At 55.0% G+C, this 14,122-nt stretch carries 8 protein-coding genes, 6 tRNA genes and 3 rRNA genes; 16 read left to right on the top strand and 1 reads right to left on the bottom strand.

Annotation, left to right across the window (positions count from 1 at the left end; all coding sequences use genetic code 11):
* Positions 1-2: 2 nt before the first annotated feature.
* Positions 3-1,430, bottom strand: coding sequence for a peptidoglycan DD-metalloendopeptidase family protein (locus JWV26_RS06965; RefSeq protein WP_206418690.1), 1,428 nt, complete (start codon positions 1,428-1,430; stop codon positions 3-5).
* Positions 1,431-1,611: 181 nt separating this feature from the next.
* Here JWV26_RS06965 and tyrS point away from each other — a divergent pair, with 181 nt between their 5' ends.
* The 16 genes from tyrS (at position 1,612) to nusG (ending at position 14,102) form a co-directional block, all read left to right on the top strand.
* Positions 1,612-2,811 carry a tyrosine--tRNA ligase gene (gene tyrS / locus JWV26_RS06960; protein ID WP_206418689.1) on the top strand — a complete coding sequence of 400 codons (1,200 nt, stop codon included), beginning with the start codon at positions 1,612-1,614 and terminating at the stop codon, positions 2,809-2,811.
* Between the two features lie 582 nt (positions 2,812-3,393).
* Positions 3,394-4,930: ribosomal RNA gene (locus JWV26_RS06955) — 16S ribosomal RNA — on the top strand.
* An 85-nt stretch (positions 4,931-5,015) separates the two neighbouring features.
* Positions 5,016-5,092: transfer RNA gene (locus tag JWV26_RS06950), tRNA-Ile, on the top strand.
* Positions 5,093-5,114: 22 nt separating this feature from the next.
* Positions 5,115-5,190 (top strand) — tRNA-Ala (locus tag JWV26_RS06945).
* 258 nt (positions 5,191-5,448) lie between these two features.
* Positions 5,449-8,341: ribosomal RNA gene (locus JWV26_RS06940) — 23S ribosomal RNA — on the top strand.
* Positions 8,342-8,478: 137 nt separating this feature from the next.
* Positions 8,479-8,594: ribosomal RNA gene (rrf, locus tag JWV26_RS06935) — 5S ribosomal RNA — on the top strand.
* Together the 16S, 23S and 5S rRNA genes with 2 tRNA genes alongside form the textbook arrangement of a ribosomal RNA operon.
* Before the next feature lie 321 nt (positions 8,595-8,915).
* On the top strand, positions 8,916-9,881 hold the full coding sequence (gene birA, locus JWV26_RS06930) for a bifunctional biotin--[acetyl-CoA-carboxylase] ligase/biotin operon repressor BirA (protein ID WP_206418688.1): 966 nt from the start codon (positions 8,916-8,918) through the stop codon (positions 9,879-9,881).
* Positions 9,871-10,620 (top strand): pantothenate kinase, encoded by a 750-nt coding sequence (locus tag JWV26_RS06925; protein ID WP_206418687.1) that lies wholly within the window; start codon positions 9,871-9,873, stop codon positions 10,618-10,620. The genes birA and JWV26_RS06925 overlap by 11 nt, the downstream gene beginning before the upstream one ends.
* Before the next feature lie 8 nt (positions 10,621-10,628).
* Positions 10,629-11,315: an SPOR domain-containing protein gene (locus JWV26_RS06920; RefSeq protein WP_072426378.1), complete on the top strand. Its 687-nt coding sequence runs from the start codon at positions 10,629-10,631 to the stop codon at positions 11,313-11,315.
* Between the two features lie 141 nt (positions 11,316-11,456).
* Positions 11,457-11,541: transfer RNA gene (locus JWV26_RS06915), tRNA-Tyr, on the top strand.
* 24 nt (positions 11,542-11,565) lie between these two features.
* Positions 11,566-11,639, top strand: a tRNA-Gly gene (locus tag JWV26_RS06910).
* A 26-nt stretch (positions 11,640-11,665) separates the two neighbouring features.
* A tRNA-Thr gene (locus JWV26_RS06905) sits at positions 11,666-11,741 on the top strand.
* A gap of 84 nt (positions 11,742-11,825) precedes the next feature.
* The gene (gene tuf / locus JWV26_RS06900; RefSeq protein ID WP_017675622.1) at positions 11,826-13,019 is read left to right on the top strand and encodes an elongation factor Tu; all 1,194 of its coding nucleotides are present in this window, start codon (positions 11,826-11,828) and stop codon (positions 13,017-13,019) included.
* Positions 13,020-13,072: 53 nt separating this feature from the next.
* A tRNA-Trp gene (locus JWV26_RS06895) sits at positions 13,073-13,148 on the top strand.
* Positions 13,149-13,190: 42 nt separating this feature from the next.
* A complete protein-coding gene (secE, locus tag JWV26_RS06890; protein ID WP_017675627.1) occupies positions 13,191-13,559 on the top strand; it encodes a preprotein translocase subunit SecE in 369 nt (122 codons plus the stop codon).
* A gap of 9 nt (positions 13,560-13,568) precedes the next feature.
* On the top strand, positions 13,569-14,102 hold the full coding sequence (gene nusG, locus JWV26_RS06885; protein ID WP_004373446.1) for a transcription termination/antitermination protein NusG: 534 nt from the start codon (positions 13,569-13,571) through the stop codon (positions 14,100-14,102).
* The last annotated feature ends 20 nt before the right edge of the window (positions 14,103-14,122 follow it).

Here is a 14,122-nt window from a genome sequence, read left to right as displayed (position 1 = left end):
GCTTACTGCTGGTTGGCGGCTAGCATGGTGGCCTTTTCCTGGTCCATGCGTGCCATCAGCGGCTTGCTCAGTTGCATGAAGCGCTGCTTCTCGCTCGCTGCAATCGGGTCGGCCATCGGTAGCTTCTGGCTGAGCGGATCGACGTGTACGCCGTTGACCTGGAACTCATAGTGCAGGTGCGGTCCGGTGGAGAGTCCGGTAGTACCGATATAACCGATGATCTGGCCTTGCTTGACGTTCGCACCGTTGCGCACACCTTTGGCAAAACCCTGCATGTGTGCGTAAAGGGTGCGATAACGCTGGCCGTGCTGGATGATCACAGTATTGCCGTAGCCTCCATTACGACCTGCCAGCGTCACGCGACCGTCACCGGCCGCCTTGATCGGCGTGCCACGTGGCGCAGCATAGTCGACACCCTTGTGTGCGCGGATCTTGTTCAGGATCGGGTGCTTGCGACCAGTGGAGAAGCGCGAGCTGATACGAGCGAAGTCCACCGGCGTGCGGATGAATGCCTTGCGCATGCTTTCGCCATCGGCATTGTAGTAGCTGGTGGTGCCTTGCTTGCTGGTGTAGCGCACGGCGGTATAGGTCTTGCCGCGATTGGTGAAGCGCGCCGAGAGAATGTTGCCGGTGCCAACGCGCTTGCCGTTCACCACCTTCTCTTCATAGATCACCTCGAACTCGTCGCCTTCGCGAATATCCATGGCGAAATCGATGTCGTAGCCAAACACGTTGGCGAGGTCCATGGTCAGACTATGAGACAGGCCCGAACGCTTGGCGGAAAGGAACAGCGAGCTGTTGATCACGCCGCGGCTGTATGCGGTGACCACCTCAGGCTTGACCTGGTCGCGCTGGAAATCGAAGCCTTTGTCGGTACGGCTGAGGCGAATGGTTTCCAGATCGCTGAGCTTGCTCTGCAGACTCTTCAGCTTGCCGTCTTCGTTCAGTTCGAAGTCCAGCACCTGGCCCACTTTGAGGCGGCTGAACTGCTTGGCGTCCTTGCTGCTATTGAGCGCTTCATGCAGATCATTGGCGTTCAGACCGACCTTGGCGAACACGGTAGAAAGCGTATCGCCATTACTGACCGTGATGTTGTGGTGGTTGGGGTCGGAAGGAGGAGTGGTGTCGGCTGTTTCTAGGAGATCTTCGTCAGCGTCTTCTGCGCTGTTTTCGGCGGTGTTCGCGCTTTGCTCGATCTTGGCGAAGGGCGAAGCGGCGCCAGGCACGGGCAGTCCCGCTCGGAGGTCATCCTTTTCCTGCAGCACCTGCTCGGTATCGTTACCGAGGTCCAGATCGAGAAAGGTTTTCTGCGCTTCGACTTCACGCGAAGGAAACACCAGCAGAGCCAGGCTCAGCAGCGCAGCTACACCGCTAGCAGCCAGGATATGGCTTTTAGGGTAGGGCGGGGCTTTGGGAATATTTTGCGTCATGGCGTGAGGCGTTTTCTTGGAATATGCATTAACTGTATAAAATATAACCAAAATCGGCTTGGAGCAACCCTTGACATGCCGAACGGATGCTCAGGGCGCTTACCCTGGGCAAAACTTGTAATTAGTCCGCGATCTTGTATGGTTGGTTCCCTTTCAATTTCCAGTGGTTGCGGGTTCTGTCATGAAGTCGGTCGAAGAGCAGCTGGCGCTGATCAAGCGCGGTGCAGAAGAGGTTCTGGTTGAGGCTGAGCTGGTCGAAAAGCTCAAGCGTGGTCAGCCGCTGCGGATCAAGGCGGGTTTCGACCCTACCGCGCCGGATCTGCATCTCGGTCACACCGTGCTTATTAATAAGCTGCGTCAGTTTCAGGAGCTCGGTCACCATGTGATCTTTCTGATCGGGGATTTCACCGGAATGATCGGTGACCCCAGCGGCAAGAGCGCTACTCGTCCGCCGCTGACCCGTGAGCAAGTTCTGGATAATGCTGAGACCTATAAGCAGCAGGTCTTCAAGATTCTCGATCCGGCCAAGACCGAGGTGGCTTTCAACTCCACCTGGATGGACCAGATGGGGCCTGCCGATTTCATTCGTCTGACGTCGCAGTACACGGTGGCGCGGATGCTCGAGCGTGATGACTTCGACAAGCGCTATAGCAGCAACCAGCCGATCGCCATTCACGAGTTTCTCTATCCCCTGGTGCAGGGCTACGATTCCGTAGCGCTGAAGGCTGATGTCGAGCTGGGCGGTACCGACCAGAAATTCAACCTGCTGATGGGGCGCGAGCTGCAGCGCGCCTATGGCCAGGAGTCGCAGTGCATCGTCACCATGCCGTTGCTGGAGGGTCTCGACGGTGTGAAGAAGATGTCCAAGTCGCTGGGCAACTATGTGGGTATCCAGGAAGCGCCGGGTGTGATGTACAACAAGCTGGTGTCCATGCCCGATGCGCTGATGTGGCGTTACTTCGAGCTGCTCAGCTTCCGTTCCATGGAAGAGATCGAGCAGTTCAAGCGTGATGTCGAGCAGGGCGCCAATCCACGTGACATCAAGATCAAGCTGGCCGAAGAGCTCGTGGCGCGCTTTCACGGTGAAGAGGCTGCGGCCAATGCTCACCGTTCCGCTGGCAACCGTATGAAAGATGGCGAGCTGCCGGAAGATCTGCCTGAGGTTGAGTTGACCTCGATTGAAGATATGCCGATCTCATCCGTCCTTAATAAGGCAGGCCTGGTTAAGAATGCTGCCGTGGCTCGCGATCTGCTGGGTTCGGGTGGCGTGCGCGTCGATGGTGAGGTGGTTGACCGCGCTTTCCTGTTCAAGGTGGGTTCTGCCCATATCTGTCAGGCCGGCAAGAAGGCCTTTGCGCGCATCACCCTCAAGGCCGAGTAATAAAACTGCAAAATAAGCTTGACGCGCATTCTGCTGGCGGTAGAATGCGCGCCACTTCAGCGATGAAGCGCTTCAAAAACTGCTTGTTAATCAATAAGTTAAGTTGAGTGAAGGGCTTGCAAAGCTGGATCTGGCGTGTAGAATGCGCGCCGGTCGACAGGGCGATGGTTTAGTTCTGTTGGTGGTTCGGTCGAATGGATCGAAAGCGGTTTGAAAGAGGTGGTTGACAGCGGTTTTGAACGCTGTAGAATGCGCCTCCCGCTGGAGAGAAGAAGTTCTGATCGAAGGCGCAAGTGGTTGAGTAGAAAGAAGTTTCTCCGGAAACAAAATCGAAAAACAGCTTGACAGGTAGAGAGGCTGCTGTAGAATGCGCGCCTCGGTTGAGACGAAAGGCTTAACCAACTGTTCTTTAACAACTGAATCAAGCAATTCGTGTGGGTGCTTGTGAGGTAAGACTGATAGTCAACTGATTATCAGCATCACAAAGCAACACTCGTTAATTCGAGAGTTACCTTTCATTAATTTGAAAGTTTTGCGATTGCTGAGCCAAGTTTAGGGGTTTCTCAAAACCCAAGCAGTATTGAACTGAAGAGTTTGATCATGGCTCAGATTGAACGCTGGCGGCAGGCCTAACACATGCAAGTCGAGCGGATGACGGGAGCTTGCTCCCTGATTTAGCGGCGGACGGGTGAGTAATGCCTAGGAATCTGCCTGGTAGTGGGGGATAACGTTCCGAAAGGAACGCTAATACCGCATACGTCCTACGGGAGAAAGCAGGGGACCTTCGGGCCTTGCGCTATCAGATGAGCCTAGGTCGGATTAGCTAGTTGGTGAGGTAATGGCTCACCAAGGCGACGATCCGTAACTGGTCTGAGAGGATGATCAGTCACACTGGAACTGAGACACGGTCCAGACTCCTACGGGAGGCAGCAGTGGGGAATATTGGACAATGGGCGAAAGCCTGATCCAGCCATGCCGCGTGTGTGAAGAAGGTCTTCGGATTGTAAAGCACTTTAAGTTGGGAGGAAGGGCATTAACCTAATACGTTAGTGTTTTGACGTTACCGACAGAATAAGCACCGGCTAACTTCGTGCCAGCAGCCGCGGTAATACGAAGGGTGCAAGCGTTAATCGGAATTACTGGGCGTAAAGCGCGCGTAGGTGGTTCGTTAAGTTGGATGTGAAAGCCCCGGGCTCAACCTGGGAACTGCATCCAAAACTGGCGAGCTAGAGTACGGTAGAGGGTGGTGGAATTTCCTGTGTAGCGGTGAAATGCGTAGATATAGGAAGGAACACCAGTGGCGAAGGCGACCACCTGGACTGATACTGACACTGAGGTGCGAAAGCGTGGGGAGCAAACAGGATTAGATACCCTGGTAGTCCACGCCGTAAACGATGTCAACTAGCCGTTGGGTTCCTTGAGAACTTAGTGGCGCAGCTAACGCATTAAGTTGACCGCCTGGGGAGTACGGCCGCAAGGTTAAAACTCAAATGAATTGACGGGGGCCCGCACAAGCGGTGGAGCATGTGGTTTAATTCGAAGCAACGCGAAGAACCTTACCTGGCCTTGACATGCTGAGAACTTTCCAGAGATGGATTGGTGCCTTCGGGAACTCAGACACAGGTGCTGCATGGCTGTCGTCAGCTCGTGTCGTGAGATGTTGGGTTAAGTCCCGTAACGAGCGCAACCCTTGTCCTTAGTTACCAGCACGTTATGGTGGGCACTCTAAGGAGACTGCCGGTGACAAACCGGAGGAAGGTGGGGATGACGTCAAGTCATCATGGCCCTTACGGCCAGGGCTACACACGTGCTACAATGGTCGGTACAAAGGGTTGCCAAGCCGCGAGGTGGAGCTAATCCCATAAAACCGATCGTAGTCCGGATCGCAGTCTGCAACTCGACTGCGTGAAGTCGGAATCGCTAGTAATCGTGAATCAGAATGTCACGGTGAATACGTTCCCGGGCCTTGTACACACCGCCCGTCACACCATGGGAGTGGGTTGCTCCAGAAGTAGCTAGTCTAACCTTCGGGGGGACGGTTACCACGGAGTGATTCATGACTGGGGTGAAGTCGTAACAAGGTAGCCGTAGGGGAACCTGCGGCTGGATCACCTCCTTAATCGAAGACATCAGCTTCTTCATAAGTATCCACACGAATTGCTTGATTCATAGTCGAAGACGATGCTGTAACGCGACCCTGTTATAGGTCTGTAGCTCAGTTGGTTAGAGCGCACCCCTGATAAGGGTGAGGTCGGCAGTTCAAATCTGCCCAGACCTACCAATTGCTTGGTGCAGAAGAATACGGGGCCATAGCTCAGCTGGGAGAGCGCCTGCCTTGCACGCAGGAGGTCAGCGGTTCGATCCCGCTTGGCTCCACCACTCTCTCGTGTTGCGGTGAGTGTTAGAGAGTTCAGAAATGAGCGCTTCAGGGTAGACCTGGTGAGTGCTGATTTCTGGTCTTTTGACCGGTACGAATATCGTTCTTTAAAAATTTGGATATGTGATAGAAGTGACTGATTAATTGCTTTCACTGGCAATTGATCTGGTCAAGGTAAAATTTGTAGTTCTCAAGACGCAAATTTTCGGCGAATGTCGTCTTCACGATTGAGACAGTAACCAGATTGCTTGGGGTTATATGGTCAAGTGAAGAAGCGCATACGGTGGATGCCTTGGCAGTCAGAGGCGATGAAAGACGTGGTAGCCTGCGAAAAGCTTTGGGGAGTCGGCAAACAGACTGTGATCCAGAGATCTCTGAATGGGGGAACCCACCCGGCATAAGCCGGGTATCTTGTACTGAATCCATAGGTGCAAGAGGCGAACCAGGGGAACTGAAACATCTAAGTACCCTGAGGAAAAGAAATCAACCGAGATTCCCTAAGTAGTGGCGAGCGAACGGGGACTAGCCCTTAAGTTGATTTGAGTGTAGTGGAAGGCTCTGGAAAGTGCCGCCGTAGTGGGTGATAGCCCCGTACACGAAACGCTCTTATCAATGAAATCGAGTAGGACGGGGCACGAGAAACCTTGTCTGAACATGGGGGGACCATCCTCCAAGGCTAAATACTACTGACTGACCGATAGTGAACCAGTACCGTGAGGGAAAGGCGAAAAGAACCCCGGAGAGGGGAGTGAAATAGAACCTGAAACCGTATGCGTACAAGCAGTGGGAGCCCACTTTGTTGGGTGACTGCGTACCTTTTGTATAATGGGTCAGCGACTTATATTCAGTGGCGAGCTTAACCGAATAGGGGAGGCGTAGCGAAAGCGAGTCTTAATAGGGCGCTTTAGTCGCTGGGTATAGACCCGAAACCGGGCGATCTATCCATGGGCAGGTTGAAGGTTAGGTAACACTGACTGGAGGACCGAACCGACTACCGTTGAAAAGTTAGCGGATGACCTGTGGATCGGAGTGAAAGGCTAATCAAGCTCGGAGATAGCTGGTTCTCCTCGAAAGCTATTTAGGTAGCGCCTCGTGTATCACTGCTGGGGGTAGAGCACTGTTTCGGCTAGGGGGTCATCCCGACTTACCAAACCGATGCAAACTCCGAATACCAGCAAGTGTCAGCACGGGAGACACACGGCGGGTGCTAACGTCCGTCGTGAAAAGGGAAACAACCCAGACCGTCAGCTAAGGTCCCAAAGTTATGGTTAAGTGGGAAACGATGTGGGAAGGCTTAGACAGCTAGGAGGTTGGCTTAGAAGCAGCCATCCTTTAAAGAAAGCGTAATAGCTCACTAGTCGAGTCGGCCTGCGCGGAAGATGTAACGGGGCTCAAACCATACACCGAAGCTACGGGTTCATCCTTTGGATGAGCGGTAGAGGAGCGTTCTGTAAGCCTGTGAAGGTGAGTTGAGAAGCTTGCTGGAGGTATCAGAAGTGCGAATGCTGACATGAGTAACGACAATGCGAGTGAAAAACTCGCACGCCGAAAGACCAAGGTTTCCTGCGCAACGTTAATCGACGCAGGGTTAGTCGGCCCCTAAGGCGAGGCAGAAATGCGTAGTCGATGGGAAACGGGTTAATATTCCCGTACTTCTAGTTACTGCGATGGAGGGACGGAGAAGGCTAGGCCAGCACGGCGTTGGTTGTCCGTGTTTAAGGTGGTAGGCTGATTCCTTAGGTAAATCCGGGGGGTCAAGGCCGAGAGCTGATGACGAGCGTTCTTTTAGAATGCGAAGTGGTTGATGCCATGCTTCCAGGAAAAGCTTCTAAGCTTCAGGTAACTAGGAACCGTACCCCAAACCGACACAGGTGGTTAGGTAGAGAATACCAAGGCGCTTGAGAGAACTCGGGTGAAGGAACTAGGCAAAATGGCACCGTAACTTCGGGAGAAGGTGCGCCGGTGAGGGTGAAGTATTTACTACGTAAGCCCATGCCGGTCGAAGATACCAGGCCGCTGCGACTGTTTATTAAAAACACAGCACTCTGCAAACACGAAAGTGGACGTATAGGGTGTGACGCCTGCCCGGTGCCGGAAGGTTAATTGATGGGGTTAGCGCAAGCGAAGCTCTTGATCGAAGCCCCGGTAAACGGCGGCCGTAACTATAACGGTCCTAAGGTAGCGAAATTCCTTGTCGGGTAAGTTCCGACCTGCACGAATGGCGTAACGATGGCGGCGCTGTCTCCACCCGAGACTCAGTGAAATTGAAATCGCTGTGAAGATGCAGTGTATCCGCGGCTAGACGGAAAGACCCCGTGAACCTTTACTATAGCTTTGCACTGGACTTTGAGCTTGCTTGTGTAGGATAGGTGGGAGGCTTTGAAGTGGGGACGCCAGTTCTCATGGAGCCATCCTTGAAATACCACCCTGGCAACCTTGAGGTTCTAACTCTGGTCCGTTATCCGGATCGAGGACAGTGTATGGTGGGTAGTTTGACTGGGGCGGTCTCCTCCCAAAGAGTAACGGAGGAGTACGAAGGTGCGCTCAGACCGGTCGGAAATCGGTCGTAGAGTATAAAGGCAAAAGCGCGCTTGACTGCGAGACAGACACGTCGAGCAGGTACGAAAGTAGGTCTTAGTGATCCGGTGGTTCTGTATGGAAGGGCCATCGCTCAACGGATAAAAGGTACTCCGGGGATAACAGGCTGATACCGCCCAAGAGTTCATATCGACGGCGGTGTTTGGCACCTCGATGTCGGCTCATCACATCCTGGGGCTGAAGCCGGTCCCAAGGGTATGGCTGTTCGCCATTTAAAGTGGTACGCGAGCTGGGTTTAGAACGTCGTGAGACAGTTCGGTCCCTATCTGCCGTGGACGTTTGAGATTTGAGAGGGGCTGACCTTAGTACGAGAGGACCGGGTTGGACGAACCTCTGGTGTTCCGGTTGTCACGCCAGTGGCATTGCCGGGTAGCTATGTTCGGAAAAGATAACCGCTGAAAGCATCTAAGCGGGAAACTTGCCTCAAGATGAGATCTCACTGGAGCCTTGAGCTCCCTGAAGGGCCGTCGAAGACTACGACGTTGATAGGTGGGGTGTGTAAGCGCTGTGAGGCGTTGAGCTAACCCATACTAATTGCCCGTGAGGCTTGACCATATAACACCCAAACAATCTGCTCTCGTGCAGAGGGTGTCGATGGTGAAGTCGACAGAAAGCCGAAAATTTGCGAGAGCTACAAGCCTCTATCACGTATCCAAGGGATAGCGCCTCACCGCGAGATCCCAACCGAATTGCTTGACGACCATAGAGCGTTGGAACCACCTGATCCCATCCCGAACTCAGTAGTGAAACGACGCATCGCCGATGGTAGTGTGGTGCTTCACCATGTGAGAGTAGGTCATCGTCAAGCTCCTATACGAAACCCCAGATCGCGAAAGCGGTCTGGGGTTTCTTCTTTGGGGCTGGAAAACAACGCTCGCGTAGGGTGCGCTGCGCGCACCGACATGTCGGCGTCACAGCGCTCGCCTCAGATTTAAGCTTTATCGGCATCAATAGGAAGGTTTCCTTGAAGGTGGTCTTGTTGCCGTTGGTTTTTATTGGCGGCTCTTTCGGCTGGATCTTGCGCCGTGGCAGTTATCTTTCCCCGCGCGGCCTTCTTCGGCTTGCCGTTTTCTATGCAAGCTGAAGCCTCGTCGTTATCATGCCAGCCTTGTTCGTGGCGGGGCCTGGCATGCTGGAATTGTTGAAACTTCTACAGGATGGTCGATTCCATTCCGGTGAAGCCCTGGGGGCGAAGCTTGGGATAAGTCGCAGTGCCATCTGGAAGCAACTGCAAGGCCTGGAGGCCGAGCTGGGGATCGAGGTGTTCAAGGTTCCTGGTCGGGGCTATCGGTTGTCTTCGCCCATGACCTTGCTCGATGCCCAAGAGATATCTCATGGCGCTGATGGCTTGGATTGGCCGATCACTGTCGAGTCCAGCGTGGACTCTACGAACGCGGAGATCTTTCGTCGCCTCGATGCTGGAGTGCGTGCGCCTTTCGTTCTGCTTGCCGAGCGTCAGACCGCTGGGCGTGGTCGGCGGGGGCGGGTCTGGGCCAGTCCCTTTGCCGAGAACCTTTATTGCAGCGTGGTTCTGCGTGTAGATGGTGGCATGAGTCAGGTGGAGGCCTTGAGTCTGACTGTGGGCCTTGCTGTCGCTAAGGCGCTGCAATCCATTGGCATCAATGGTGCGCGACTGAAATGGCCGAATGATGTACTGGTCGAGGGGCGCAAGATATCTGGAATTCTCCTAGAGCTGGCCGGGGATCCGGCAGATGTCTGTCACGTTGTGATTGGTGTCGGTATCAACGTCAATATGGCGATCGATGTGCCTGCTGTTATCGACCAGCCCTGGACCTCAGTGCGCCAGTGCCTTGGACACATGCTCGACCGTAATGAGTTGGCCGCCAAGTTGTTGTTGCAGCTTCGAGATTGCCTTTCCATTCATTGGCAGCGCGGGTTTGCCGGTTTGCGCGAGGAGTGGGAAGCGTTGCATGCATGGCGCGGGCGAGCTGTGGCGTTGACGGCAGGAAATAATGCGACTCTGGGTGTCGTGCTTGGGGTTGATGAGCGAGGCGCTATTAGGCTGAGCGTGGATGGCGTCGATCGCTCCTTCAGTGGGGGCGAGTTGAGCCTGAGGTTGCAGCATGATTCTTGAGCTCGACTGCGGTAATAGCTTTATCAAGTGGCGGGTGATCTCCGTGGATGGAGCGCAGCGCCTTCTTGCAGGCGTGGTCGATTCCGATGCCGCTCTCTTCGAGTCATTGGCTGCTGCGCCTGAGTTGCGGGTAAGTCGCTGTCGCTTGGTCAGCGTGCGCAGCGACGCCGAGACCGAACAGTTGGTTGCGCGTCTGCGTGAGTCCTTGGGGGTGGATGCGGTCTGTGCTCAATCTGCCAGTCAGGTCGGGGTTGTGCATAACGGTTACGAAGACTTCCGGCGCCTTGGTCTGGATCGCTGGCTGGCTATGCTGGGTGCCTATCATCTTGGGCAGCGTGCTTGTCTGGTGGTGGATCTCGGGACAGCGGTGACCGCTGATTTCGTTTCTGCCTCAGGTATGCACCTGGGCGGCTTCATTTGCCCGGGGTTGCCGCTCATGCGTGATCAGTTGAGTACGCACACTCGGCGTATTCGCTATGACCGACAGGTGGCTCTCGCTGCTTTGCAAGAGCTGGAGCCTGGGCGCTCCACTGCGGAGGCTGTCGAGCGAGGGTGCGTATTGATGCTGCGCGGTTTTGTTGCCGAGCAGTTGCTGCAGGCGCAGGCTCGTTTTCCTGAGGGCTTCGAGGTCTTCTTGACTGGAGGCGATGCGGGCCTGGTACAAGATGTGGTTCCGGGAGCGCAGGTTGTTCCTGATCTGGTATTTGTCGGGCTGGCTATCGCCTGTCCCTTGAGCTGAGGCGAGGTATGCGCTGGATTCTGCTATTGCTCCTGCTGCTTAACGCCTTCTATTACGTTTGGCATCAGCAGCAGGCCCCCTTGCGTGCCAAAGAGGTGGCTCCAGCAGGTGCTTATCAGGCGGCGCGTAAAGATATTCGTTTGTTGAGTGAAGCGGATGCGCCGCGCTCGCGTGCAGATTCGTCGATGCCGGCTGATGCGGCTGCTCCTGATGCGGCTGTTTGCCTCTATCTAGGGAGTTTCGAAGAGGAGTCGAGGGCCAGGGTTGTGGAGCAGCGGCTATTGAGTTTGGACATACAGGCTGAGGTGCGCGGTGTCGATGCGGCGGCGGGGGTCGAGTATTGGGTGTATCTGCCGCCTCTGGCTTCCCGCCAGGCCTCGCTGAGGCAGTTGCGCGAACTGCAGGCCCGTCGTATCGATAGCTACATCATTACTCAGGGCGAGCTGGCGAATGGCATATCGCTCGGCATATTCCCTCGCAATGACTCGGCCAATAGCGTCATGCAGCGTTTGCGGGATGTGGGTTACGAGCCGCAGATTCGCGAGCTCTCGCGTGCGCATCGCAGTTTCTGGGTGCGGGTGGCTCCGGAAAGCCGGCGCTTGGCTGACGAATTTTTGCTTGGGCGGCTCGCGGGTGACTTCGCAGGTTTGCAGCATCAATTAATGCCTTGTGAAGGCGTTGCATTGCTCCAGTAGTTTGCATAGAATGGCGCCCGCTTCGCAGGGTGGTCAAAGTTGGTTCCCGACGAAGATGTTGTCAAAGTAGCTAACCTCAAGATTTTAATGAGAAAAAGCTTGACAGCAGGGTGGCAGATCTAGAAAATGCCGCCTCACTTTGGAGGGGTTCCCGAGCGGCCAAAGGGATCAGACTGTAAATCTGACGTCATCGACTTCGAAGGTTCGAATCCTTCCCCCTCCACCAGATTCAGCGTGAGCTGCAAGCTCCGCGGGTATAGTTCAGTGGTAGAACCTCAGCCTTCCAAGCTGATGATGCGGGTTCGATTCCCGCTACCCGCTCCAGTTTGTGGTTGGCGCAACAGAGTTTGGCTCATGTAGCTCAGCTGGTAGAGCACACCCTTGGTAAGGGTGAGGTCAGCGGTTCAAATCCGCTCATGAGCTCCATCTAATGAAGGCAGATATGAAAGTATCTGCCTTTGTTTTAATGGCGGCATGGCTTGCTCAATTCTTCGCTAGGAGACGGTCAAGATGGCTAAAGAAAAATTCGAACGTAACAAACCGCACGTCAACGTTGGCACCATCGGTCACGTTGACCACGGTAAAACCACTCTGACCGCTGCTCTGACCCGTGTCTGCTCCGAGGTTTTCGGTTCCGCTCGCGTTGACTTCGACAAGATCGACAGCGCTCCGGAAGAGAAGGCTCGTGGTATCACCATCAATACTGCCCACGTAGAGTACGATTCCAACATTCGTCACTACGCGCACGTTGACTGCCCGGGTCACGCCGACTACGTGAAGAACATGATCACCGGTGCTGCCCAGATGGATGGCGCGATCCTGGTCTGCTCGGCTGCCGACGGCCCGATGCCGCAAACCCGTGAGCACATCCTGCTGTCCCGTCAGGTTGGCGTACCGTACATCGTTGTCTTCCTGAACAAGGCTGACATGGTTGACGACGCTGAGCTGCTGGAGCTGGTCGAGATGGAAGTTCGCGACCTGCTGAGCACCTACGATTTCCCGGGTGACGACACTCCGATCATCATCGGCTCCGCGCTGATGGCTTTGAACGGTCAGGACGACAACGAGATGGGCACCACTGCCGTCAAGAAGCTCGTCGAGACTCTGGATACCTATATCCCTGAGCCGGTTCGTGCCATCGACAAGCCGTTCCTGATGCCGATCGAAGACGTATTCTCGATCTCTGGCCGCGGTACTGTAGTTACCGGTCGTGTAGAGCGCGGTATCGTCCGTATCCAGGAAGAAATCGAAATCGTTGGTCTGCGTCCGACCACCAAGACCACCTGCACCGGCGTTGAGATGTTCCGCAAGCTGCTGGACGAAGGTCGTGCTGGTGAGAACTGCGGCGTGCTGCTGCGCGGCACCAAGCGTGATGAAGTCGAGCGTGGTCAGGTTCTGGCCAAGCCGGGCACCATCAAGCCGCACACCAAGTTCGAAGCTGAAGTGTACGTTCTGTCCAAGGAAGAAGGTGGTCGTCACACTCCGTTCTTCAAGGGCTACCGTCCTCAGTTCTACTTCCGTACCACTGACGTGACCGGTTCGTGCGAACTGCCGGAAGGCGTTGAGATGGTAATGCCGGGCGACAACATCAAAATGGTTGTTACCCTGATCAAGCCGATCGCCATGGAAGATGGTCTGCGTTTCGCGATTCGCGAAGGCGGCCGTACCGTTGGTGCTGGCGTGGTTGCCAAGATCGTCGAGTAATCGGTTGATCTGTTCCTCTCAGGCCGGCATAATGGTCGGCCTGATTTTGCTTTAGGTCAGTAGCTCAATTGGCAGAGCGGCGGTCTCCAAAACCGCAGGTTGGGGGTTCGATTCCCTCCTGACCTGCCATTTTCTAACGAATCTGGCGTGTCTTTCACAGGATCCTCTCGAATGAATGTTAAGGCTGAAGCCAAAGACTCTCGCTTTGATCTGGTCAAGTGGCTGGTTGTCGCTGCCCTGGTTGCTGTGGGTGTTGTCGGTAATCAGTACTTCTCTGCTGAGCCGGTTCTGTATCGCGTTCTGGGCTTGGTTGCGTTGGGTGCTGTTGCTGCTTTCGTGGCGTTTCAGACTGCTCGTGGTCAAGCGTTCGCGGTGCTGCTGAAAGAAGCGCGCGTCGAGATTCGTAAAGTTGTTTGGCCGACCCGTCAGGAAACCATGCAGACCACTCTGATTGTGGTTGCGGTGGTCCTGGTGATGGCGCTGCTGCTGTGGGGGCTTGATTCCCTGCTCGGTTGGCTTGTTTCCCTGATTGTTGGTTAAGGGTGTCTCGTGGCTAAGCGTTGGTACGTCGTGCATGCCTACTCGGGTTACGAGAAGCATGTGATGCGCTCGCTCATCGAGCGCGTGAAACTGGCTGGTATGGAAGATGACTTTGGCGAGATTCTCGTTCCCACTGAAGAGGTGGTCGAGATGCGCAATGGTCAAAAGCGCAAGAGTGAGCGCAAGTTCTTCCCTGGCTATGTTTTGGTGCAGATGGAAATGAACGAGGCGACTTGGCACTTGATCAAGGATACGCCGCGCGTCATGGGCTTCATTGGTGGTACGGCCGACAAGCCGGCGCCGATCACCGAGAAAGAAGCTGAAGCCATTCTGCGTCGTGTTGCCGATAGTGGTGACAAGCCCAAGCCGAAGACGCTGTTCGAGCCGGGCGAGATGGTACGAGTTGTCGATGGCCCGTTCGCCGATTTCGGTGGTGTGGTCGAAGAAGTGAATTACGAGAAGAGCCGCATCCAGGTTGCTGTGACCATTTTCGGTCGCTCCACCCCGGTCGAGCTGGAGTTCAGTCAGGTCGAGAAGGCATAACTGACATAAGCATCCCTCAC

The sequence above is a fragment of the Ectopseudomonas toyotomiensis genome, assembly GCF_017167985.1.
Lineage (GTDB): Bacteria > Pseudomonadota > Gammaproteobacteria > Pseudomonadales > Pseudomonadaceae > Aquipseudomonas > Aquipseudomonas toyotomiensis.
This window is presented reverse-complemented; position numbering and strand designations above follow the sequence as displayed.

Coding starts and splice junctions, on each gene's coding strand:
- JWV26_RS06920 (WP_072426378.1), top strand. CDS start 10,629: ATGCGCTGGATTCTGCTATTGCTCCTGCTGCTTAACGCCTTCTATTAC.
- tyrS (WP_206418689.1), top strand. CDS start 1,612: ATGAAGTCGGTCGAAGAGCAGCTGGCGCTGATCAAGCGCGGTGCAGAA.
- birA (WP_206418688.1), top strand. CDS start 8,916: ATGCTGGAATTGTTGAAACTTCTACAGGATGGTCGATTCCATTCCGGT.
- secE (WP_017675627.1), top strand. CDS start 13,191: ATGAATGTTAAGGCTGAAGCCAAAGACTCTCGCTTTGATCTGGTCAAG.
- JWV26_RS06925 (WP_206418687.1), top strand. CDS start 9,871: ATGATTCTTGAGCTCGACTGCGGTAATAGCTTTATCAAGTGGCGGGTG.
- tuf (WP_017675622.1), top strand. CDS start 11,826: ATGGCTAAAGAAAAATTCGAACGTAACAAACCGCACGTCAACGTTGGC.
- JWV26_RS06965 (WP_206418690.1), bottom strand. CDS start 1,430: ATGACGCAAAATATTCCCAAAGCCCCGCCCTACCCTAAAAGCCATATC.